Below are 22950 nucleotides of genomic sequence, written 5' to 3'. Positions count from 1 at the left end.
ACCATGGAAAGCTGGGCATCCTCCATGCAATCCGGCCTAATCCGACAACCCCTATGTACGATTCGAACCAAGGCGTGGCCGTGGCCACGGCAGACTATTCATCGCTGGTGCTGCAGGCCTGGCGCGGGCAACTCACGCTGGCAGACTTGTTCCACCACACCAGCCAGCTGGAAGCCGCCCGGCAACATGAACTGGCATGCGTGCTCTACCGGACCTGGCTCGAGCACAACAACACGCCGCTGAACCACTTCGTACATTTCAATCTGGGCACGTCGCTGTCCACGCTGGAAAAGCTGGAAGACGCCCGCCAGGCATACCTGCGCGCGATCGAACTCTCCCCCGCCTTTGTCCAGCCGCATTTCAACCTCGGACTGGTCTACGAACGTCTCGGCAATCCCAGCGCGGCGATTGCCCAATGGCTGTGGGTTGCCAATACCGTCTCGGCCAAGGACACCGAGAACCGCCCGCTGCAACTTTCGGCGCTCAACAACCTGGGCCGCCTGCTCGAGAACGAACGGAAATATGCCGATGCGCTCGTGTACCTGCAGCGCAGCCTCGAAATGGAGCCGAACCAGCCGGACGTGCTGCACCACTGGGTGTTCCTTCGCGCCAAGCAGTGCGAATGGCCGGTCTATGCGCAAGTGGAAGGCGTCGATCCCGAGCTGATGCGCCGCTCGACATCAGCGCTGGCAATGATCGCCCTGTCGGACGACCCGCAGGAACAGCTCACCGCCGCGCAGAACTACGTGGCGAACAAGATCAACTGCAACGTGCCGACGCTGGCCCCGGCAAAGCCGTATGGCCACAAGAAGATCCGCGTGGGCTATCTGTCGTCGGACCTTTGCCTGCACCCGGTCGCCATGCTGACGGCCGAGCTGTTCGAGTTGCACAACCGCGACCGCTTCGAGGTGTACGGCTACTGCTGGTCGCGCGAAGACAACTCGGCCATGCGCAAGCGAATTATCGCGTCGATGGATCGCTTCGAGCGCATCCAGGGCATGAGCGATGAGGCTGCGGCGCGGCTGATCCGCGAGCACGAGATCGACATCCTGGTCGATCTCCACGGCCAGACGCTCGGCGCACGCGCGGGCATCCTCGCCTATCGCCCGACCCCGATCCAGATCACGTACCTGGGTCTGCCCGCGACCACGGGCTTCCCGTTTGTCGACTACGTCATCGCCGATCGCTTTCTGATCCCCGAAGAATACGCGCGCTTCTATTCCGAGAAGCCGCTGTACATGCCCGATGTGTACCAGGTCAGCGATCGCAAACGAATCACCGGCACGCCCCCGTCGCGCGAAAGCTGCAACCTGCCGGCAGATGGCTTCGTCTTCTGCTCGTTCAACAACAACTACAAGTTCACGCCCGAGGTCTTCGGCACCTGGATGCGTATCCTGAGCCGCGTGCCCGGCAGTGTCCTGTGGCTGCTGGCGGACAACGAATGGGCCGAGGCGAACCTGCGCAAGGAAGCCGAAAAGCTGGGCGTGGATGGCGGCCGCCTGATCTTCGCACCACGCGTTGCGCCGGAAAATTACCTGGCACGCTTCGCCGCTGCCGACCTGTTCCTCGATACCTTCCCGTTCAATGCGGGCACGACGGCCAATGATGCGCTGTGGACCGGCCTGCCGGTGCTGACCCGTTCCGGCCGCAGCTTTGCGTCGCGCATGGCCGGCGCACTACTTACGGCTGCCGAACTGGACGAACTGATCACCTACAGCCCGAACGACTACGAGGAAACCGCGGTCGCTCTGGCCAACGCTCCGGAACGCTGCCGTCGCATCCGCGACAAACTGCACCAAGTGCGGGAAAGCGGAAAGCTGTTCGATACGCCGCGCTTCGTCGGCCACCTCGAAGATCAGTTCACGCAATTGGTCGGCGCCCTGGGCTGAGCTGAACGGCGCTCCATGCAGAAGCCGCTCGGCGCATGCCGGGCGGCTTTTTTCTTTGCGGCGACGCCATCGGTCTTTGCAGTAATCCACAGCACACCCTCTACGCACCAAAAGTGCGCAATGATTGGCACAAATCTTGCCATTCCCCCGAAGCAAGGGCGCCTCGCCACGATCAGGCGCCCGAAAGAATAATCATCAAAGGGAGAAAGCAATTGGCAAGTGCCGACCGCATCGTTGAACTGTCCCACCACGTCGGCCGCGTCGCGGACGGAAAGATCTCGGGCATTGCGGAGATCAACCGCGAAACGAAATTCCTGGCGCTGAACGCGTTGATCGAAGCCGCGCGCGCCGGCGATGCGGGCCGCGGCTTCAGCGTCGTGGCCAGCCAGGTCAAGCAGGTGTCCGAACGCATCTCGGCGATCACAGCCGAACTCAACAGCGAGCTCGCAGGCTCGATCGCGGAACTGAGGCAGCTCGGCGACGCCATGATCCGGCAGATGCGCGACCACCAGGGCCAGCGCTTTGCCGACATGGCACTGAACATGATCGAACTGATCGACCGCAACCTCTACGAGCGCTCGTGCGATGTCCGCTGGTGGGCCACCGACGCAGCCATCGTGGCCGCCGCCGCGCAGCCTGAGCCATCGACATGCGCGTGGGCCAGCAAGCGGCTCGGCGTGATCCTGGACAGCTATACGGTCTATCTGGATCTGTGGGTCATCGACGCGCAGGGCCGCGTGCTGGCCAACGGCCGGCCCGGCACCTACGGCAGCGTGACCGGGAAGATGGTGTCGGGCGTGGACTGGTTTCGCCGCGCCATGGGCACTGCCTCGGGCCAGGACTACATCTCGCACGACATCGCCGTGTCGCGCTTCCTGAACCAGTCCGAAGTGGCCACCTACGCCACCGCGATCCGCGCCGATGGCAAGGCCGATGGAGAGCCGATCGGCGTGCTGGCGATCTTCTTCGACTGGGCTCCGCAAGCCGACGCGGTGGTGAAGCATGTGCGGCTGTCGCAGGAGGAATGGCGCGGCACGCGTTGCCTGCTGCTCGATTCCGGACGCCGCGTGATCGCCGCATCCGATGGCGTCGGCGTGCTCGACGAGGTGTTCCCGCTCCAGGATGGGAACGCCCCATCCGGCTTCTATACGGACAAGGCGGGCCGGCTGGTCGCCTTTGCGCGTACGCCGGGCTACGAAACCTACCCCGGCATGGGTTGGTATGGGGTAATCTATATGAACGCGTCCCGTTTGCGCTAGGTTTTCGCTTGTTCAGACACTGACAGGATGGGCTGCAGCTCTATATCCGGCCTTCTTGCAGCCGGTAATACCGCTGCTGGCCCCTATGAAATACGCTGACCCGCGCCTCATTCGTCCTTCGAGCTCAAGGCTCGTATTACCCCGCAGGCTTGGCAGGTCCCGGTCCTACCTGACTTGTCATCACACTCGATTACCAACGCAACCTTCGACGTTTCACCCGGTAAGAACGTCAATCTCCAACGTGGTGCTCACCAGTCAAACCGGCTTCACGCTCACGTAATCCTTCTGGTACGACCGGTCATGGGCCAGTACCGCCCATATCATGCGCGCCATTTTGTTGGCCAGCGCAACGACCACCACGTTCGGAGGCCGCCGCTTTTTCATTTGCTCCACCCAGGGACCGGGATCCTTCCCACGCGTCACGACGCTGCGCGCACCGTGGATCAAGAGCGAGCGCAGATAGGTATCTCCTCTCTTGCTGATTCCGTGCAGGTTCACCTTGCCGCCCGATCCGGTCTGCTTCGGCACAAGGCCGGCCCATGCGGCAAACTCACGACCGGACCGGAATGTCTTCGCGTCGCCCATCATCGCGACCGCCGCTGTTGCCGTCAGCAGTCCCACGCCAGGAATCTCGCTGATCGCCTTCACGGCCTTGTCCTCCTTGATCCAGTCGCGCATTCGCCGCTCGATGTCGGCGATCTGTTCGTCCAGCCTTGCAAGCCCGTTCCACTGTTCGCGCAATGTGTCGATCAGCGCCGCGGGTAGGCGCTCCGCAACCCGCGCGAGCACTTCCGGTATCGTCTTATCCAAGGCTGTCCGGCCTTTGCCCATCACTTCGCCGTACTCTGTCAGCAGTCCGCGCAATGCGTTGATCTGCATGGTGCGAAACTTCACCAATTGCTCTCGCATACGGTGCAGTGCCAGCATTGCCTGCTGCACCTCGGTCTTCACCGCAATCGCCTTACTTGGTTGCTGGACTGCCAGCCAAATCGCCCGGGCATCGGCCGCATCATTCTTATTGCGGATGTTGAACGCCTTCACGAACTCTGCCGGCATCAGCCTCACCTGGTGGCCCATCTTCGTCAGTTGCCTTGCCCAATGATGGGCACCGCCGCATGCCTCCATTCCAATCAGACAGGGAGCACGGTTCGCAAAGTGCTCGAGAAACTTGGCCCGCTTGATCGGTTTGTTCACGATCTCGCCCGTCGCTTGGTCGATGTAGTGCACCTGAAACACCGTCTTCGCGATATCCACACCCACGGCCGTACAATTCATTTCTGGATCCTCCGATTGCCGGGAAAGGTGTACATCTTCCCACTTGACCACCTCGATACCGTTAGCCCGTGAGGATCCACCTCAAGATCCTTGATTCCACCGCTCACGGGTGGGACGCGTTCATTTCAATTCGTCCACGACCACGGGCAACCACCCTGCCACTGAAGCCCGGTCGAAATCTTGCGCGGCGTGCCTCGGGCGTCGCGCCAGCACCCGGCTATCCAAGCGGCTGGCCCGGGCGCGCTCCTCCATTGCCTGCCTTGGCGTACAATATCCGGTTTGACGATACGCGTCCCGGCCGTTGCCCATGCCCGGCCGGCGCACACTCCGCAGCATTCCACCGCATGTTTGAGCGGCCGCCTGACAGCTGGCCGCCCCTCGCCCCTATTTGCCGCCCAGCAGCCATGACAATCGCCCGTACCGAAGACATCATTGCCGACATCCGTGCCGGCCGCATGGTCATCCTCGTGGATGAAGAAGACCGCGAAAATGAGGGCGACCTGGTCCTGGCTGCCGATTTCGTCACACCGGAAGCGATCAACTTCATGGCCAAGCACGGCCGCGGCCTGATCTGCCTGACACTGACCGCCGAGCGTTGCCGCCAGCTGAACCTGCAGCCGATGGTGAGCCGCAACGGCACCCAGCACGGCACCAACTTCACGGTGTCGATCGAAGCAGCGGAAGGTGTGACCACCGGCATTTCGGCGGCTGACCGTTCCCGTACCGTAGAGGCGGCCGTCGCGCGCGACGCCAAGCCTTCGGATCTGGTCCAGCCCGGTCACATCTTCCCGCTGACCGCCCAGCCCGGCGGCGTGCTGATCCGCGCCGGCCATACCGAAGCCGGCTGCGACCTGGGCGCGCTGGCCGGCCTGACGCCCGCCGCCGTGATCTGCGAGATCATGAAGGACGACGGCACCATGGCGCGCCTGCCGGACCTGATCGAATTCGCCCAGGAGCACAACCTGAAGATCGGCACCATCGCCGACCTGATCCACTACCGCAGCCGCACCGAGAGCATCGTCGAACGCGTTGGCGAGCGCGCCATGGAAACGCCGTATGGCACGTTCCACAGCATCGCCTACCGCGACAAGCCGACCGGCCACGCCCACCTGGCGCTGGTCAAGGGCACGCCCTCGGCGGACAAGGAAACGCTGGTGCGCGTGCATGAGCCGCTGTCGGTGCTGGACCTGCTGGAAGTGTCCCGCACCACGCACTCGTGGAGCATGCCGGCTGCCCTCGAGGCCATCGCCAAGGCCGAAAGCGGCGTGATGGTGCTGCTGAACTGCGGCGACTCGGCCGATCAGCTTTTCACGCAATTCACCGCGCTCGACGAACCGCAGAACCGCCCGCGCCGCAAGCCGGACCTGCGCACCTATGGCATGGGCGCGCAGATCCTGAAGGATGTGGGCGTCGGCAAGATGCGCGTGCTGGCCGCTGCGCAGCGCATGCCGAGCATGACGGGCTACGATCTGGAAGTGACCGGCTACCAGCCCATGAACGGGCAGGCCAAGCAAAACTGAATATCCTGGTGGCCACGCCCTGGCGTCGCCACCATAGCGAACTCTGGAGAACTGAACAATGGATCACGGCTTCTACCCCAGCAACCTCGACGGTGAAGGCCTGCGTATCGGCATCGTGCAGGCCCGCTTCAACGAGCCGGTCTGCGCCGAACTGCTCGAAGCCTGCGTGGCCGAGCTCGAAAAGCTCGGCGTCGAAGGCGAAGACACCCTGGTGGTGACCGTGCCGGGCGCGCTGGAAGTGCCGCTGGCACTGCAGAAGATGGCTGAAAGCGGCCAGTTCGACGCACTGGTGGCGCTGGGCGCCGTGGTGCGCGGCGAGACCTACCATTTCGAGCTGGTCTCGAACGAGTCGGGAGCCGGCATCACGCGCGTCGGCCTGGATTTCAACATGCCGGTCGCCAACGGCATCCTGACCGTCGATACCGACGAGCAGGCCCACGCCCGCACGCGCGAAAAGGGCCGCGACTGCGCCCGCGCCGCCGTGGAAATGGCCAACCTGGTTGTCGCGCTCGATTCGCTGCGCGATCAGGAAGATGAAGAAGACGAGGACGACGATGAGTGACACGCCTGAAACCGGCAAGCCGGCGGCTGGCACCAAGCCCGCTGCCCGCACCGAGGCCAAGGCGCCGCCCAAGAGCGCGCGCCGCCGCTCGCGCGAGCTGGCTCTGCAGGGCCTGTACCAATGGCTGCTGAACCGCAACGACATCGGCGCGATCCAGGCCCACCTGCATGACGCCCAGGGCTTCAACAAGGCCGACAGCGAGCACTTCGACGCGCTGCTCAATGGCGCCGTGCGCGAAGAAGCGCGCCTGACGGCGGCGTTCGAGCCGTTCCTGGACCGCAAGGTCGAGGAACTGTCGCCGGTCGAGCGTGCCGCCCTGCTGGTGGGCAGCTACGAACTCGTGCACTGCGTCGACATTCCGTACAAGGTCGTCATCAATGAAGCCGTCGAGCTGACCAAGACCTTTGGCGGAGTCGAGGGCTACAAGTACGTGAACGGGGTGCTGGACAAGCTGGCCGCCCAGGTACGGTCGGCCGAGGTCGCGGCGCGCCGCTGAAGCGCCGGGGTTCAACGCCCAGCCGCAACGGATACGACACCCGCTGACGCGGGTGTTTTCACTTCTATCACCCGCCCGGCAACGGGCATCGCCGAATCGCCATGGACCCGCAGCGCCTCGCCACCGCCTCCCGCCTTGCCAATATCGACGCGTTCCACGTCATGGAACTGGCCAAGCAGGCCAATGAACTCGAACGCGCGGGCCGCCACATCATCCACATGGGGATCGGCGAGCCCGACTTCACCGCCGCCGAGCCCGTGGTGCGCGCCGCGGAGGCCGCCATGCGGCGCGGCGTGACGCAGTACACGGGTGCGCTCGGCATCCACGCGCTGCGCGAAGCCATCGCCGGCTACTACAAGACCATGTACGGGCTCGAGATCCCGGCGCGGCGCGTGATCGTCACGGCCGGCGCATCGGGCGCGCTGCTGCTGGCCTGCGCGGTGCTGGTGGAGATCGGCGCCGAGGTGCTGATGCCGGACCCGAGCTATCCGTGCAACCGGCATTTCGTCGCGGCCTTCGATGGCGCGGCGCGCATGATTCCGAGCGGCCCGGCCGAGCGCTTCCAGCTCACCGCCGCGCAGGTCGAAGCGCACTGGAACGAACGCACGCGCGGCGTGCTGCTGGCGTCGCCGTCAAACCCGACCGGCACGTCGATCCTGCCCGACGAACTCGGCCGCATCCTGCAGGCGGTGCGTGCGCGCCAGGGCTTCGCCATCCTCGACGAGATCTACCAGGGCCTGTCGTATGACGCGCCGCCGGTATCCGCACTGAGCCTCGACGACAACGTCGTCACGGTCAACAGCTTCTCGAAGTACTTCAATATGACCGGCTGGCGCCTCGGCTGGCTCGTGGTGCCTGACGCGCTCGTGGCGGATTTCGAGAAAGTCGCGCAGAACCTGTTCATCTGCGCCTCGGCCGTGGCCCAGCATGCCGCACTGGCGTGCTTCTCGCCCGAAGCCATGGCGATCTATGACGAACGCAAGGCAGAATTCCGCCGCCGCCGCGACCTGATCGTGCCGGCGCTGGAATCGCTCGGCCTGCACGTGCCGGTCATGCCGGACGGTGCCTTCTATGTCTATGCGGATTGCCGCCAGGTCAACCACCCCGCGGCCGGCGATGCCGACAAGCTGACCCAGGCGATGCTGCACGACGCCGGCGTAGTCATGGTGCCGGGCCAGGATTTCGGGCCTCACACGGCGCAGGACTACATCCGGATCTCGTACGCGACCTCGCGCCAGAACATCGAGGAAGCCATGGCCCGGCTGCAGAAGCTGTTTCGCTGAGCGGCGGCGCCGAAAACGGCCAAAGCAAAAAAGCACCCCGCGGGGTGCTTTTTTCTTTGAGGGCGATCGTTGCTTCAGGCGCTCTGCTGCGTATTGCTCGCCGCCTCCAGCTTCTCGCCATTCTGATGGCGCTCCGCCTGCGTCTTGCCGTCGCCAGCCTTCTCGGCTTGCGCGTCGGCAACACGCACCCCCAGCAGCTGGCGCAGGCGCGCGCGTTCAGCCAGCACCTTGGCGCCATAGCCGCCATCGGTATTGGTGGTCGCCCCGACGTAGTACTTCAGCCCGCCTTCGAGCGAGCCCGCACGCGCGATGCAATCCTTCAGCACCAGCGCGCCGATCTTGATGTTCGCGTACGGATTCAGCGCAGCGGCCACGCCGCCGACGGCTTCGTACTTGTCCTGGTGGACCTTGGTCATCACCTGCATCAGGCCCTGCGCCCCCACGCCGCTTTCGGCGTACGGATTGAAGCTGGACTCGATGGCGATCACACCCAGGATCAGCAGCGGGTCGATGCCGACCTCGCGGCCGGTCAGGTAGGCCGCCTTGACCAGTTGCGCGGTGGCCTGCGCCGCCACGCGGTACTTGCGCGCGATGTAGTCGGCCACGGCCGCCTGTTCGCGTGCCGTGCCAAGCGCGCTGTTGCCGCGGGCGTCGAGCGCCACGCGCGTCACCGGGATCTGCGCGGCCAGATGGGCCACGGACGGCACCTTGGCAGCTGCAGCAACGCTCCATTCATCGACGCCCGATACCGTCGGCAGGCCGGCCCGGCCAAAGCCGAGCTTGGCTGCCGCTACGTCGGCCGAGCTTGCAGGCACGGCGGCAACGGTAGTGTTTGTCGCCACGGCAGGCGCGGCTGCAGTCACGAGGACTGCCGGCGCTTCATCGCCAGCCAGCAACGCGGCCAGCGTGGTTCGCCATTCCTGGCTCAACGACAGCGAGACGGCCGTAACGACCGACACCACGCCGAGGCTGTTCAGCGCGTACTTCAAGGTTGTACGGCCCGTGCGCAAGGCGCGGCCCGCGACCGGATGCGCAAATCGGAACTGAAACGACCGATTCACTCCGGGTACCGGCTTTCTGAAGCGGACCTGCAATGCCCGCCCGATGCCGGGAAGATGAAGGGTTTTCCAACCGCTCATGCTTACCTCCATCCGTTGCCCGCTGCGCGCGCCCTGACAGCGGCACACACCCGATCTCAACGTACTCAAGTAAGGATGCCGCGCCGCCTAGCAGTGGCGGCCAGCACCTGTTGGCAGGCGCTCCCCATGCGCCCAACTGGAAACAGGGCACGCTCTTGGGGGAACGCGCCCTGCCACGGACAACTCAACATGCTCCGGCGATCCGCCGGAAGCGACCGATCGGGCCTCGTGTCTGTCGGGCCTCGAATGATCGGTGTGGATGGTGGAATTTTCTGCCCACAAAATTTTTGTGCGCCCCTTGACACAGGGCAAAATTCCATGTTGCGACGCAACACCCCATCGAACAGACGCGATTGTAGGAACCCTTTTATAACCAGTCAAGCATAACGATTTCAAATAATCATACTTTTTGTTATTTGTAACAGTTGTCTGCAGGTTGACCGAACGCCACCTGAATGCCCGGAATCGTAGGCAGGGCCTAGGCTTTCCCCGATTCTGACAGCGCTTGCAGCGTCAAAAAACTTACAATTCGCATTGACGCAAACAAGCGATTTTTTTGCCGGGACGCCTGCACGTGTGTATCGTGGCACACATCATTTCGATGCCACGGCCCTTCCGCAGTGCCGCACCAAGAACTGAATTCACCATGCAATACAAAGACTTGCGCGATTTCATCAGCCAGCTTGAGCAACTGGGAGAGCTGCGGCGCGTCAGCACGCCGGTGTCTCCGAATCTGGAGATGACGGAGATTTGCGACCGCCTGCTGCGCGCTGGCGGGCCGGCAGTCCTGTTCGATCGGCCGGCAGGCTTCCGCAGCCCTGAAGGCATCTATAGCGTCCCGGTGCTCGCCAATTTGTTTGGGACGACACACAGGGTCGCGCTCGGCATGGGGGCGCAATCACTAGAGGACCTGCGCGACATCGGCCGCGTGCTGTCGGCCCTCAAGGAACCCGAGCCGCCGCGCGGACTCCGCGAGGCCGGCAAGCTGTTCACGCTGGCCAAGTCGGTGTGGGACATGGCGCCCAAGCGTGTCAGCAGCCCGGCCTGCCAGGAGATCGTCTGGGAAGGCAATGACGTCGACCTGGCACGCCTGCCGATCCAGACCTGCTGGCCCGGCGACGCCGCGCCGCTGATCACCTGGGGGCTGGTCGTGACCAAGGGCCCGCACAAGAAGCGGCAGAACCTTGGGATCTACCGCCAGCAGGTGATCAGCCGCAACCAGGTCATCATGCGCTGGCTCGCGCATCGGGGCGGCGCGCTCGATTTCCGCGAACACGCGCTGGCCAATCCCGGCAAGCCGTTTCCGATCGCCGTGGCGCTTGGCGCCGATCCTGCAACGATCCTCGGCGCGGTGACCCCGGTTCCGGATACCTTGTCGGAGTACCAGTTCGCCGGCCTGCTGCGAGGCAGCCGCACGGCGCTGGCCGGATGCCTGACGCCCACGTTGTCCGAACTAAGCGTGCCGGCATCGGCAGAGATCGTGCTGGAAGGCCATATCCAGCCCGACCCGGACCATCCATCGGGCTACCAGCATGCGCTCGAAGGCCCCTACGGCGACCACACCGGCTATTACAACGAGCAGGACTGGTTCCCGGTCTTCACGATCGACCGCATCACCATGCGGCGCGACCCGATCTACCACTCGACCTATACCGGCAAACCGCCCGACGAGCCCGCCGTGCTCGGCGTGGCGCTCAACGAGGTGTTCGTGCCGCTGCTGCAGAAGCAGTTCCCGGAGATCACCGACTTCTATTTGCCTCCCGAAGGCTGCAGCTACCGCATGGCGCTGGTGCGCATGAAGAAGCAATACGCCGGCCACGCCAAGCGCGTGATGTTCGGCGTGTGGAGCTTCCTGCGGCAGTTCATGTACACGAAGTTCATCGTGGTCGTGGACGACGACGTGGATGTGCGCGACTGGAAGGAGGTGATCTGGGCCATCACCACGCGCGTCGATCCGGCGCGCGACACGGTGCTGGTCGAGAACACGCCGATCGACTATCTCGACTTCGCCTCGCCGGTGTCCGGGCTTGGCTCCAAGATGGGCATCGACGCCACCGACAAGTGGCCGGGCGAAACCACGCGCGAATGGGGCCGCACCATCAGCATGGATCCGGCGGTCAAGGCAAAGGTCGACGGCATGATGGCGACGCTGTTCGACCGCCCCGTCGGCACGTGAGCGCGGCCGCCGCTATCATGTCAGGCTGAACCTCGGGGCGCATCGAAAGGCACCCGCCCTGCCCCGTTCGACCACACCATCCGATCCCCGCGTAGACGGGCGCAAGGAGGAGACATGACCACCCTCGCAGAAGGGCAACTGATGTGGACGCCGTCGGACGCATTCCGCGACGGCAGCCAGCTCGCGCAGTTCATGCGCTGGCTCCAGCGCGAGCGAGGGCTCGCCTTCGACGACTACGCCAGCCTCTGGCAATGGTCGGTCACCGAGATCGAGAATTTCTGGGATGCGGTGCGCGCCTACTTCGACGTGCACTTCGACACGCCCGCGCGAGGTGTGCTGGACCGGCGCGTGATGCCGGGAGCGCGTTGGTTCGACGGCGCCAGCCTGAACTACGTGCAGCAGGTATTCCGCCATGCCGGCAGCGGCGTGGCCCGCCAGCGGGCAGCCATCCGCCACGCCGGAGAAAACCGTGCACTGGAAGAAGTGAGCTGGGATGCGCTGGAAGCGCAGGTCGCCTCGCTCGCGCATGCGCTGCGCCAGATGGGCGTGGGCCGTGGCGACCGCGTGGCGGGCTACCTGCCGAATATCCCCGCCACCATCGTCGCCTTCCTCGCCACCGCCAGCCTCGGCGCGGTGTGGTCCGGCTGCGCGCCGGACATGGGTCAGGTCGCCGTGATCGACCGCTTTCGCCAGATCGAACCCAAGGTGCTGATCGCCGTCGATGGCTACCGCTACGGCGGCAAGGACTATGACCGTGCGCCTGTGATAGCGGACCTGGTCGCCGCATTGCCATCTCTGACCGATGTCATCATCGTGCCGCACAACGGCAATCCCACCGCTGCGCGCGAGGGCGTCCGTTTGCACGGATGGCAGGACGTGCTGGCCCACCGCGTGCCGCTGGCGATCGAATCCGTGCCGTTCGACCACCCGTTGTGGATCGTCTATTCGTCGGGCACCACGGGCATGCCCAAGCCGATCGTGCACGGCCATGGCGGCATCGTCATCGAGCAGCTCAAGCTGATGGCGTTCCATAACAACCTCGGCCCCGACGATGTCTTCCACTGGTACAGCAGCAGTGGCTGGATCATGTGGAACGCGCAGGTCGCTGGCCTGTTGCTGGGCACGACCATCGCGCTCTATGACGGCAACCCGGCGTGGCCGGATGCCGGCGTGCTGTGGCGCTTTGTCGACGACGCACGTGTGACGCTGTTTGGCGCAGGCGCGGCGTTCTTCACCAACTGCATGAAGGCTGGCGTGGAACCGGCACGCATTGCGGATGTATCCCGGCTGCGCGGGCTCGGCTCAACCGGCTCGCCGCTGCCGGTGGAAGCGTACGACTGGATCTACCGCCATGTGCGCAGCGATATCTGGCTCGTGCCGATGTCTGGCGGCACCGATTTCGCGGGCTCTTTCGTCGCGGGCTGTCCGCTGCTGCCGGTGTATGCCGGGGAGATGCAATGCCGTTGTCTCGGCGCCAAAGTGGAGGCCTTTGACGACAACGGACAAGCGCTGATCGACACCGTTGGCGAACTGGTCTGCACGGAGCCGATGCCGTCGATGCCGCTGTTCCTGTGGGGAGATGCCGACGGCAAGCGCTACCGCGACAGCTACTTCGACACCTATCCCGGCGCCTGGCGGCACGGCGACTGGATCAAGATCACGGCGCGCGGCGGCGCGATCATCTACGGGCGCTCCGACGCCACCATCAACCGGCACGGCATCCGCATGGGCACGAGCGAGCTGTACCGTGTAGTAGAAGACCTGCCCGAGGTCATCGACAGCATGGTGGTGGACCTCGAGTACCTCGGCCGCGAATCGTACATGCCGCTGTTCGTCGTACTGCGCGAGGGAATCGCCCTTGACGATGCGTTGCGCGACACTCTGCGCATGCGCATCCGGGAGGCGCTGTCGTCACGCCACGTGCCCAACGAGATCGTTCAGGTACCGGCCGTGCCGCGTACACTGTCCGGCAAGAAGATGGAGGTGCCGATCAAGAAGTTGCTGCTCGGGCATGCGCCGGTTGGCATCGCCAATCGGGATGCCATGGCCAACCCGGACAGCCTCGACTGGTACTTCGACTACGCCAGGCGCTACCTCGCGGCACGGCAGGCGGAGTCAGCAACCGCCTGACGCTGCCCCATACCCCGGCGAGTATCAGAATTCGACGTCGAGTTCGCTGATTTCGTCGGGCTCTTCGCGCGCTGCCGCCGTCCACTCCTGCAGTTCGGGCATCGACAGGATCTGCTTGCAGTATTCGACCGGCACCGGGTCGAGCATGACGCCGTAGGTCACGAAGCGGGTCACGACTGGCGCATACATGGCGTCCGCCATCGTGCGCGTGCCGAACAGGTAGGGCCCGCCATAGCGCGTCAGGCACTCCGTCCAAATCGCCGTGATGCGGTCGATATCGGCCTGCGCCCGCGACCACACCTTCAGCCCGGGGAAATGCCCCTTGAGGTTCATCGGCAGCGCCGCTCGCATGGCCGCAAAGCCCGAGTGCATTTCGCCGCAGATCGCGCGGCAGTGCGCGCGGGCGGCGCGGTCGTCGGGCAGCAGCCCCGCCTTGGGACTGATTTCGTTCAGGTACTCGGCTATCGCGAGCGTGTCCCACACGGTCACGCCCTGATGGCGCAGGCAAGGCACGAGGATAGACGGCGACAGCAGGAGGATCTCCGCGCGCACGGCCGGGTCGTCCGGGGTCACCAGCACCTCTTCGAACTCCAGCCCGGCGAAGCGTGCCAGCAGCCAGCCGCGCAGCGACCATGACGAATAGGTCTTGCTGCTGATGGTGAGTGTGGTCTTGCCCATCTCGCCTCCTTGTCGCCCGTCGGGACGATCGCCACGACTAGATATACGCCCGCGCCGCGCACCCATGCAGTGCAGCGCGTAGGCACCAGTGTGAAGCGCGCTAACCACTCACGCGCCCGCCACTTCACCCGCGATGGGTTTTGCGTGTCCATCACCACGCGCTTCGCAAAGCTTGTGCCACCATTCATGCCGATGGCATATATATTGCGCATACGGGTCTCACGGGATCACGGGAGGCGAGCCATGCTGTACCAGGCATACCAGACCTATGCGGATATGATGCACGCTGGCTGCACGCTGGCCGATTACACCGCCTCGGTGATCGCCACCAACAAGCACGCCGCCGAGTGTGAATCCCTGCGATCGCTCTGGGCCGCTTGCGAGATCCTGTCGCTGGCACGCCTGACCCACCATCGGCCCGCATTCGGTATTGACAGCGTAGTCGTCAACGGGCTGCCTGTGCAGGTTTCCGAAGAGGTGGTGGCGCAGACGCCCTTCTGCTCGCTGCTGCACTTTCGCCGCCACGGTGTCACCGGCCAGCCTCGCGTGTTGCTGGTCGCCCCCATGTCCGGCCACTTCGCCACCCTGCTGCGCGGGACCGTGCAGACTATGCTGGCGGACCATGACGTCTACATTACCGACTGGCACAATCCGCGCGACATCCCGCTGTTTGCCGGGCGCTTTGGTTTCGACGAGTTCGTGGGACACCTGATTACCTTCCTGCAAGAACTTGGTGGTCACACGCACCTGATGGCCGTATGCCAGCCCACGGTCGCCGCGCTGGCCGCCGCCGCGCTGATGGCCGAGGACGATGATCCGGCCCAGCCGCCCAGCCTCACCTTGATGGCCGGCCCGATCGATGCGCGCGTCAACCCGACCAAGGTCAATGAACTGGCCATGAGCCGGCCGATCGAGTGGTTCGAGAGCACGCTGATCGGCATTGTGCCGCTGCGCTTTGTCGGCGGACTGCGCCGCGTCTATCCGGGCTTTGTGCAATTGCTGGCGTTCATGAGCATGAACCTGGAGCGGCACGAACAGACGTTGCGCGAAATGCACGCGCTGCGTTCCCGCGGCGAACATGCAAAAGCCGACGCCATCCAGGATTTCTATGTCGAGTACTTCGCCACCATGGATCTTGCGGCAGAGTTCTATCTCGAAACCGTCAGCATGGTGTTCCAGCGCTTCCTGCTCGCGCAGGGACTGCTGGATGTGGGCGGGCGCCGCGTCTCCACGCGCGCAATCCGCCGTACCGCATTGCTGACCGTGGAAGGTGAGCGCGACGACATCTGCGCCATCGGCCAGACCATGGCCGCCCAGGACTTGTGCGACAGCCTGCACCCTTACATGCGCATGCACCATGTGCAGACGGGCGTGGGCCACTACGGCGTATTCAATGGCAAGCGTTGGGAGACGCAGGTGTATCCGCTGGTGCGCGACACGATCTACACGAACGAGCTCGCGGCATGAGCAAACAGGCCCGGGCGGCCGCAGCCACGTAGAATTCGGCGCGTCGTCAAACACCCGGCAAAGCGATGGCCTTTCAAAACATTCAACGCTTCCAGAACCAGGATCTGATCCGCGTCGGCAACGACGACAACTATCTACTGCTGGCGCCCCATTACGGGGGCCGGCTTGTCCGCTGGGTTCGCCACGGGGAAGAGATCCTTTACTGGCCCGAAGCTGCCGACTGGAGCCGGCCGGCGAAGATCCGGGGTGGAAATCCGCTCCTGTTTCCGTTCATCGGACGGCACTTCGCCGACGGCGAGGCCGGCCGCTGGCGCGATGCGAACGGCACGACCCACACGTTGCCGCAGCATGGCTTTGCGCGGGACCTCCCCTTCACCGTCGTCGCCGCCGACGACGACAAGATCGTCATGGCCCTGGAGTCGTCAGACAGCACGCGGGCTGGCTACCCGTACGCATTCCGCTTCGAGGCAAGCTACGTCATGCTCGAAGATGGCGTGGAAGTGGCACTACGCTCCGAGAATACCGGCAGCGATCGCCTGCCCTACTACGCCGGGCACCATTTCTATTTCAGCTTGCCCGCCGCGCACCGGCCCGACACCCGGTTGTTGCTGCCAGAAGCGATACGCCTAAGGCAGGAGCCGGACGGTCGGCTGACTCACGCCATTCAGGGCGAACCGGCGTATGCGCTGGACGACGACCGCTTGCAGGATACGTTTCATGCCCTGCCGGGCGGCGGCTCCGTCACCCTGGCCATGCCCGGCAGGACGCTGGCAATCGACCTCGACGTACCGGGCTGCGTCGCATGGCATGCGGTGACCACATGGACGGAAAGTGAAGACGCCGACTTCTACTGCGTCGAGCCTTGGCTCGGCCTGCCGGATGCTATTCATCACGGCCACGGACTGCGCTGGCTCGAGCCCGGCGAGCACGAGACCGCCGTCTGCCGTGTGCGCGTCGTCGCCTGAGTCTCGGCGTCAGCGCTCGAAATCGAGCCCGCCGATCAGGACTGCGGGGTCGGCCTGCGACAGCGAACTCCAGTCAAGCTGGCGCGGCTCCTGCCAAGCCCTGAGCTTGGCGGGCAATGCGTCGAGGTAGCCGGCGAAGCGCTGCGCGCCGTTCGCTGCGAAGAGGGCTTCGACTTCGAGTCCATCCCAGGCAAGGGTGACGTCGAGCGGATACGTGAAACGCTGGAGCTCTGGCGCGCCCTTCCCCTGAATCCGGACCCGCGCGGGCCAGTCGGCCCGTGCTCCGGGCAAGACTTCCACGCGCAATCGGTGCGGATAAAGGCGGACGATCGCCTCGACGATGCGCGGGATACAGTCGGCTTCGAAACGCGCGATGAAGTCGGTGGTCAAGGTGGGTCCTTGTGTCTTGAAGCGGTAATGGATGGTTGCGGCGGCGCACAGGCAAGCATACGGGGCCGCCGCGGCAGGAGGCAATGGCGGCAGGTCACGCTCCTGACATCGCGGCGGGACTGCAACAACTTGTGCTAGAATCCGCCCCCAAGTTAGCCAAAGCGGGCGTCGTATAATGGCTATTACCTTAGCTTCCCAAGCTAAAGACGTGGGTTCGATTCCCATCGCCCGCTCCACTGCCAACCCCATCGTGTGCACGAGCGGTTCCCGGCAAGCCGATTGGTAGCAGGCAAGAGGACACAATGCTGTCCCGTGATACGGCGACGTCGCTCATTCGACGTGTCGTGATCGACATTTCACTCTGGCTTTCCGCCGGAGTTACCCCTGGCTCACACGGTTCGCTCCCCACTACAAGGATGACAAGTGCCATCTGAACTGCGAGATGTATCCGCCCCGCGCTCCGGCAAAGAACCGGTTCACGTCGCATTCGGTGTGGACGCTGGATACTATCGTGGTATGGGTGTGACCATCACGTCGGTCGTGGAAAACAACCCGGGGCGGGACTTTGTCTTCCATGTGTTTGCATTCTCCATTACCGACGACAACCGGGACAAGCTGGAGAAGCTCGAGAAGCAGCTAGGCGTCACTGTCCGTCTCCATCTGCTTGACACGGCAACGCTCGATGATTTTCGTCAGTTCCCGTGCTTTAGCAAGCATTCGCTGGGCACCTTTATCCGCCTGCTGATTCCGTCGCGGCTGCGCGACGTCACGGATAAGGTGCTGTACCTGGACGCCGACTTGTTATGCTTTGGCGACCTGTCGGAACTGCTGACCCTCGATCTGGGCGACAACATCGCGGCGGCGGTGGCCGACGAGAAAGACACTACTGTCAAGACGCAGATTCCGGCACTGGGGCTAAAGCACGGCCACTACTTCAATGCCGGGGTCATGTATATCGATGTCCGGAACTGGGTTGCCGCCGACGTCCAGCAAGCCGCCCTGAAGTCGCTCACCACGCTCGACATGCGATTCGCTGACCAGGACGCCCTGAACATCGCACTCGACGGACGCATCAGGTATATCGACCCGAAATGGAACTTTCGATATCACCTTGTGGACTACCTGACACGCGGCGAGACCAAGCTGAACATCGCGCAGCCATATGTGTTCATGCACTTCACCGGCCCGGTAAAGCCGTGGCACAACTGGTGCCTGCATGACGTTCGCGAACTATTCACCGCGATCCAGTCCCGCTCGCCATGGGCGGAATCGCCACTGGACGCGCCCAGGACGGCCCGGGAACTAAAGCTGTTCTCCAAGTTTCTGATCACACAACACCGTATTGCCGAAGGCATCTACTGGCATTGCCGCTACCTGAAATCGCGGCTGATGCAGAAGCTGAAATCCTCATAAGCCCTTCGCCTGCGAATCACAGTTTTGCACCAGTGAGTGCAGACCAAGACGAGAATGCCTCAACAACTCAATCAAAGCCCCGCTTCACCGGCTTCAATGCCCGGCTTTGTTTCCATGGAAAGAGATACAGCAGCGTTCCGCCTCATTGCCCGACTCGCAGCAGCGGCCCTCGTGGCTTTTTACATGCTTGCGTTGATTATCGATCGCGCGGCGGGCGTCCTGTACGGTGTGCTGATTGTATTGGGCCTGGTCACACTGATTTATCGCTGGAAATCTCAGAGCGCCCTGCTTGGTGGTCAGATCAGACGTTATTGGCCACTTTGCCTGGCAATGGCCGCCCCGATGTTGGCCGTACTGGCGAACGAGATATCGAGATCCCAATTCTCGAGCCGCAGTCTTGATGCGCCATCCCGTCTCGCACTTTTTGCTTTAGTGCTCTGGTCGATTTCGATCATCCCAATGCGCTATCTGCGCCAGGTGCAGTGGGCATTTATGGCCGGCGCCTTGTTGTCCACCATCAAGATCTACCAACTCTCCCATGGTGGTGAACTGAGGTATGGGACCGATTTCATCCCCATCACCATTTTCATTGAAATGGCTTTGCTGCTGGGCACATACGGCATGCTGTCGCTCGCATGGAATTCAAGGCATGAGAGGGTTCAGACCGTTTTGAAAATTCTGGCGGCAGCGGCGATCCTGTATGGCAGTTACCTTTCGCAATCACGGGGGGCGTGGATAACCATACCCGTTTTTTGTGCGATTGCGCTGTACTCGAGCGGCGTTCTGGCGAAAGGCCGCAGGTTGCTGATGGCGGTTCTGATAGCGCTTGCACTCGTTGGCGCGATGAGCCAGGCCAGGCTGGTTAAAGACCGGATTGATGTTGCACGGACCGATATCGAGCAATACGTGAGCGGAACCAATGTCGACACTTCAATCGGCTTCCGCTTTCAGCTATGGCGGGGTTCCGTCGTGATCTTCCGCGAGCATCCGCTTTTTGGCGTAGGTGTAGATGGATATCGAGATGCACTCGCAGATTTGAAAAATCGGGGAATTATTACTCCCGCCGCATCCGAGTTCGCCCACTCGCACAACGAGTTTCTCTTCAATGCCGCCAGACTCGGCCTGTTTGGCATTGTCGCCCTGCTGGCCCTGTACCTCGTGCCAGCCTGCTATTTCGCCCGCGATCTCAGGCACCGTGACAAGGAAGTCCGCGCCGCGGCCTGCATGGGTGCCAGCTTGTGCGCCGGCATTTTTGTGCTTGGCCTCACGGACGTGGTATTCCTTTGGTGGGAGGTCTTCCCCTTCTATGCAGTAGGCATTGCCACCTTCATCGCCTTCATCGATAAGAGAAAGGCTGCCGTGACTGCTCCACAGCGCGCGGCCCAGGGCGCTCAGTAGGCGATCGCCCATCAGGTAGAATCCCGCTTCCACACCGGAGCACCAGCCGCCGTGACTCGTCCGGCGGTTTTCTTGTTGCCATGCTTCCCAAAGACCCCACCCGTACCGAACCGATTTCGGAAGACGACGCTCAGCGCATGCAGAGCGTCGAGCCGTCGTCCACCAGCGACCCCGAAGGCGTCGCCCACCCCCGCCGCATCCGCTCCTTCGTCCGACGCGCCGGCCGTACCTCCACCGGCCAACAGCGAGCCATCGACGAAGTCGGCCCACGCCTGCTGGTGCCCTACGCACCGCAGCCGCTCGACTGGGAAGCCGCTTTCGGCCGCAAGGCCCCGGCCATCCTCGAGATCGGCTTCGGCATGGGCGAGACGACCGCGCATATCGCGCAACTGCGCCCGCAAGACAATTTCCTCGGCTGCGAAGTGCACGAGCCTGGCGTCGGCGCGCTGCTCAAGCTGGCCGATGAGCGCGAAATCGGCAATATCCGCATCATCCAGCACGATGCGGTGGAAGTCGTCGCCCACATGCTGACCGAGGACTGCCTCGACGGCGTGCATATCTACTTCCCCGACCCCTGGCACAAGAAGCGCCACAACAAGCGCCGGCTGGTGCAGCCGCCGCTGGTCAAGCTGCTGGCTTCGCGCCTGAAGCCGGGCGGCTACATCCATTGCGCGACCGATTGGGAAGAATACGCGCACCAGATGGTGGAAGTGCTGGCGGGCGAGCCTGCACTCGAAAATACGTCGTCGGCCGCTGACGGCTTTTCCGAACGACCCGAGTACCGGCCCATCACCAAGTTCGAGCGGCGCGGCGTGCGGCTCGGGCATGGTGTCTGGGATGTGGTGTTCCGCAAGCGCGGTTGATCGGCGCAACCCGACACAAGCAGCCCAAACAAAAAAAGGCGTGGCACATGGTGGCCACGCCTTTTTTGCATTCAGCCTGCCGGATCAGGCGTGCCAGGAAATCAATCCCGAGTACGCCGTCGCCAGCACGATGATGCCGAATGCGATCCGGTACCACGCGAACGGCTTGAAGTCATGCGTCGCGACAAAGCGCAGGAGCCAGCGTACGCAGAGGAAGGCCGACAGGAAGGCGAAAACGAAACCAATGCCGAAGATGCCGAGATCATCGACGGACAGCAGGGCGCGGGCCTTGTAGAGCTCGTACACCGTCGCGCCGAAGATCACAGGGATGGCCAGGAAGAACGAGAACTCGGTCGCGACCTGACGCGACAGGCCGAACAGCATGCCGCCGATGATGGTCGCGCCCGACCGTGACGTGCCTGGCACCAGCGCGAAGCACTGGGCGAGGCCGACCTTCAGCGCATCGCGCCAGTTCAGGTCGTCGACCGATTCAATGCGCGGGGCGCCCGCCTTGGCGGCTTGCAGCAAGGCATTGCCGCGCGGGTTGGTCACCACGCCGCGGCGTGCGTCGCGTCGTTCCGCAAGCAGGATCACCACGCCACCAATGATGAAGGCCAGCGCCACCGTGATCGGGTTGAACAGATGGGCCTTGATCCATTTGCCGAACACCAGCGCCAGCACGATGGCCGGCACCGTCGCCACGATCACGTTGATGGCAAAGCGCTGCGCTTTCGGGTCGGTCGTCAACCCGCTTAGCACGTTGGCGATGCGCCGGCGGAACTCCCAGCACACCGCCAGGATCGCGCCGAACTGGATCACGATCTCGAAGATCTTGCCCTTCTCGTCGTTGAAGTCGAGCAGCTGGCCGGCCAGGATCAGGTGGCCGGTGCTCGAAATGGGCAGAAACTCGGTCAGTCCTTCGACGATGCCGAGGATCACGGCTTTCAGGGCAAGTGCGATTTCCATGCGGATGGGATGGGTTGGGCGGGGACATGCCCGATATTGACGGGCCGATGCCTGTTTTTTGGCTCAGGGGCGATTGATCTTGACGTTGATGCCGTCGGACAAGATCGTGATTGTACCGGGCTCGACATCCGTTCCTGCAATGCGCAGCTGATCCGGACGAAAGGTATAGAGCGCGTAGCCTTGCAGCAACTGTTCAGCCAGGATGCCGCCGAGTGCGTTGATCTGTCGGGAAAACTGCCCAGGCACGCCCTGCACGTCGAACTGCTGCACCTCAGGATCCTGCAGCACCACCGAATGGCTCGGCGCGTCATAGCGCAAGCCGCTGTCGAGGGCAAAGCGGCCGGACAGTGCCTGGCGGAAGAACAGCTTGTTGTCGACCGTGGCGTCGAACTGCACGTTAACGCGGTTGCGTGCCGGGTCTAGCGTCAGGCGCGGGTTGGCAAGCTGGATGTCGAAGATGTCCAGGTAGCGCTTGTTGAACGGAAACTTGCGTTCGAGCGCCGACTGCAACTGGCTCTGCGAGAAGGTGTATTCATTGCGGAGGGAACCGCAGGCACCCAGCCAGGCGGTCAGCACCGCGGCGGCGATGGCGCCCGTGCAGCGCCTCCGGGACATCCGGATCATAGGGTCTCCGATGGATGGATTAGCGCGCGTCCGCTTGCTCCGTCCTTACGCGCCCAAAGTGCCCGGCGCAGTCAGGATTTCGAGTTGCGTCAGCCAGCGCAGCGCGGATTCGCGCGAGTCGCCGCACATTTCGGCGGACGGCTGCAGGCCGCCGCAGAAGGCGGGCCGGTCGGGGCGACCGAACACCGCGCATTTCGCATCCGGCAGCAATTGCGCACAGCGCACGCCCGCTGGTTTGCCGGCAGGCATGCCGGGCAATGGCGATGCGATCGATGGCGCAATGCAGCAAGCGCCACAGCCTTCGCGGCAAGCAAGGTGAGACTGGCAAGTCATGGCGATGGTTCAGTGGCGATGGCGGAACAACGAGGGACTGCGGCAAAGCCGCAATTGTGCCCGAACGCAGGCCAGCCTCCCGGCCATTTGGCAGCCGCCCTCCGCTATGGGCCTCGCGCATCAC

The 22950-nt window shown here is 63.6% G+C and carries 20 protein-coding genes and 1 tRNA gene; 14 read left to right on the top strand and 7 right to left on the bottom strand.

Annotated elements, in window-relative coordinates; translation table 11 throughout:
• Positions 1-53: 53 nt before the first annotated feature.
• Together K2O51_RS16340 and K2O51_RS16335 are read left to right on the top strand one after the other, a co-directional pair.
• On the top strand, positions 54-1889 hold the full coding sequence (locus K2O51_RS16340) for an O-linked N-acetylglucosamine transferase, SPINDLY family protein (RefSeq protein ID WP_220631390.1): 1836 nt from the start codon (positions 54-56) through the stop codon (positions 1887-1889).
• Positions 1890-2101: 212 nt separating this feature from the next.
• The gene (locus K2O51_RS16335) at positions 2102-3148 is read left to right on the top strand and encodes a cache domain-containing protein (RefSeq protein ID WP_220631389.1); all 1047 of its coding nucleotides are present in this window, start codon (positions 2102-2104) and stop codon (positions 3146-3148) included.
• A 255-nt stretch (positions 3149-3403) separates the two neighbouring features.
• On the opposite strand, the gene K2O51_RS16330 is transcribed toward K2O51_RS16335, so the two are convergent.
• Positions 3404-4423, bottom strand: coding sequence for an IS110 family RNA-guided transposase (locus K2O51_RS16330; protein WP_220631388.1), 1020 nt, complete (start codon positions 4421-4423; stop codon positions 3404-3406).
• Between the two features lie 404 nt (positions 4424-4827).
• Between K2O51_RS16330 and ribBA the strand changes: the two genes are divergently transcribed.
• From ribBA to K2O51_RS16310, 4 genes are all read left to right on the top strand, one after another.
• On the top strand, positions 4828-5943 hold the full coding sequence (gene ribBA / locus K2O51_RS16325) for a bifunctional 3,4-dihydroxy-2-butanone-4-phosphate synthase/GTP cyclohydrolase II (protein WP_140951344.1): 1116 nt from the start codon (positions 4828-4830) through the stop codon (positions 5941-5943).
• Between the two features lie 58 nt (positions 5944-6001).
• Positions 6002-6505 (top strand): 6,7-dimethyl-8-ribityllumazine synthase, encoded by a 504-nt coding sequence (gene ribH / locus K2O51_RS16320; RefSeq protein WP_011296954.1) that lies wholly within the window; start codon positions 6002-6004, stop codon positions 6503-6505.
• Complete coding sequence (nusB, locus tag K2O51_RS16315; RefSeq protein WP_011296953.1) at positions 6498-7001, top strand: transcription antitermination factor NusB; 504 nt, start codon at positions 6498-6500, stop codon at positions 6999-7001. The genes ribH and nusB overlap by 8 nt, the downstream gene beginning before the upstream one ends.
• 101 nt (positions 7002-7102) lie before the next feature.
• A complete protein-coding gene (locus K2O51_RS16310) occupies positions 7103-8284 on the top strand; it encodes a pyridoxal phosphate-dependent aminotransferase (protein WP_140951346.1) in 1182 nt (393 codons plus the stop codon).
• Positions 8285-8358: 74 nt separating this feature from the next.
• Here the strand turns inward: K2O51_RS16310 and K2O51_RS16305 are convergent, their stop codons facing one another.
• Positions 8359-9423 (bottom strand): lytic transglycosylase domain-containing protein, encoded by a 1065-nt coding sequence (locus tag K2O51_RS16305; protein ID WP_011296951.1) that lies wholly within the window; start codon positions 9421-9423, stop codon positions 8359-8361.
• A gap of 646 nt (positions 9424-10069) precedes the next feature.
• On the opposite strand from K2O51_RS16305, the gene ubiD reads away from it, so the two are divergent.
• On the top strand, positions 10070-11599 hold the full coding sequence (ubiD, locus tag K2O51_RS16300; protein ID WP_220631387.1) for a 4-hydroxy-3-polyprenylbenzoate decarboxylase: 1530 nt from the start codon (positions 10070-10072) through the stop codon (positions 11597-11599).
• Positions 11600-11713: 114 nt separating this feature from the next.
• Entirely contained in the window at positions 11714-13729 is a 2016-nt protein-coding gene (locus K2O51_RS16295; RefSeq protein WP_220631386.1) for an acetoacetate--CoA ligase, read from the top strand.
• A 24-nt stretch (positions 13730-13753) separates the two neighbouring features.
• Here K2O51_RS16295 and K2O51_RS16290 read toward each other — a convergent pair whose 3' ends face one another.
• Entirely contained in the window at positions 13754-14407 is a 654-nt protein-coding gene (locus K2O51_RS16290; RefSeq protein ID WP_011296948.1) for a glutathione S-transferase family protein, read from the bottom strand.
• Between the two features lie 243 nt (positions 14408-14650).
• Between K2O51_RS16290 and K2O51_RS16285 the strand changes: the two genes are divergently transcribed.
• Together K2O51_RS16285 and K2O51_RS16280 are read left to right on the top strand one after the other, a co-directional pair.
• On the top strand, positions 14651-15874 hold the full coding sequence (locus K2O51_RS16285; RefSeq protein ID WP_011296947.1) for a polyhydroxyalkanoate depolymerase: 1224 nt from the start codon (positions 14651-14653) through the stop codon (positions 15872-15874).
• 65 nt (positions 15875-15939) lie between these two features.
• The gene (locus K2O51_RS16280) at positions 15940-16839 is read left to right on the top strand and encodes an aldose epimerase family protein (RefSeq protein WP_220631385.1); all 900 of its coding nucleotides are present in this window, start codon (positions 15940-15942) and stop codon (positions 16837-16839) included.
• Between the two features lie 9 nt (positions 16840-16848).
• Here K2O51_RS16280 and K2O51_RS16275 read toward each other — a convergent pair whose 3' ends face one another.
• Positions 16849-17229, bottom strand: coding sequence for a DUF5594 family protein (locus tag K2O51_RS16275; RefSeq protein ID WP_011296945.1), 381 nt, complete (start codon positions 17227-17229; stop codon positions 16849-16851).
• 161 nt (positions 17230-17390) lie between these two features.
• Between K2O51_RS16275 and K2O51_RS16270 the strand changes: the two genes are divergently transcribed.
• The 4 genes from K2O51_RS16270 (at position 17391) to trmB (ending at position 20903) form a co-directional block, all read left to right on the top strand.
• Positions 17391-17465: transfer RNA gene (locus K2O51_RS16270), tRNA-Gly, on the top strand.
• A gap of 187 nt (positions 17466-17652) precedes the next feature.
• Positions 17653-18642, top strand: coding sequence for a glycosyltransferase family 8 protein (locus K2O51_RS16265; RefSeq protein WP_245001918.1), 990 nt, complete (start codon positions 17653-17655; stop codon positions 18640-18642).
• A 54-nt stretch (positions 18643-18696) separates the two neighbouring features.
• The gene (locus K2O51_RS16260) at positions 18697-20040 is read left to right on the top strand and encodes an O-antigen ligase family protein (protein ID WP_245001917.1); all 1344 of its coding nucleotides are present in this window, start codon (positions 18697-18699) and stop codon (positions 20038-20040) included.
• An 80-nt stretch (positions 20041-20120) separates the two neighbouring features.
• Positions 20121-20903, top strand: a complete 783-nt coding sequence (gene trmB / locus K2O51_RS16255) for a tRNA (guanosine(46)-N7)-methyltransferase TrmB (RefSeq protein ID WP_220631384.1) — start codon at positions 20121-20123, stop codon at positions 20901-20903.
• Positions 20904-20987: 84 nt separating this feature from the next.
• On the opposite strand, the gene K2O51_RS16250 is transcribed toward trmB, so the two are convergent.
• From K2O51_RS16250 to K2O51_RS16240, 3 genes are all read right to left on the bottom strand, one after another.
• Entirely contained in the window at positions 20988-21869 is an 882-nt protein-coding gene (locus tag K2O51_RS16250; RefSeq protein ID WP_220631383.1) for an undecaprenyl-diphosphate phosphatase, read from the bottom strand.
• A 63-nt stretch (positions 21870-21932) separates the two neighbouring features.
• Complete coding sequence (locus K2O51_RS16245) at positions 21933-22493, bottom strand: DUF1439 domain-containing protein (protein ID WP_220631382.1); 561 nt, start codon at positions 22491-22493, stop codon at positions 21933-21935.
• 45 nt (positions 22494-22538) lie between these two features.
• A complete protein-coding gene (locus K2O51_RS16240) occupies positions 22539-22826 on the bottom strand; it encodes a YkgJ family cysteine cluster protein (RefSeq protein WP_011296940.1) in 288 nt (95 codons plus the stop codon).
• Positions 22827-22950 lie beyond the last annotated feature (124 nt).

The organism is Cupriavidus pinatubonensis, from assembly GCF_019602855.1.
Classification (GTDB): Bacteria; Pseudomonadota; Gammaproteobacteria; order Burkholderiales; family Burkholderiaceae; genus Cupriavidus; species Cupriavidus pinatubonensis.
The sequence above is the reverse complement of the archived record's forward strand: the minus strand, read 5'-3'. Positions and strand labels throughout refer to the sequence as shown.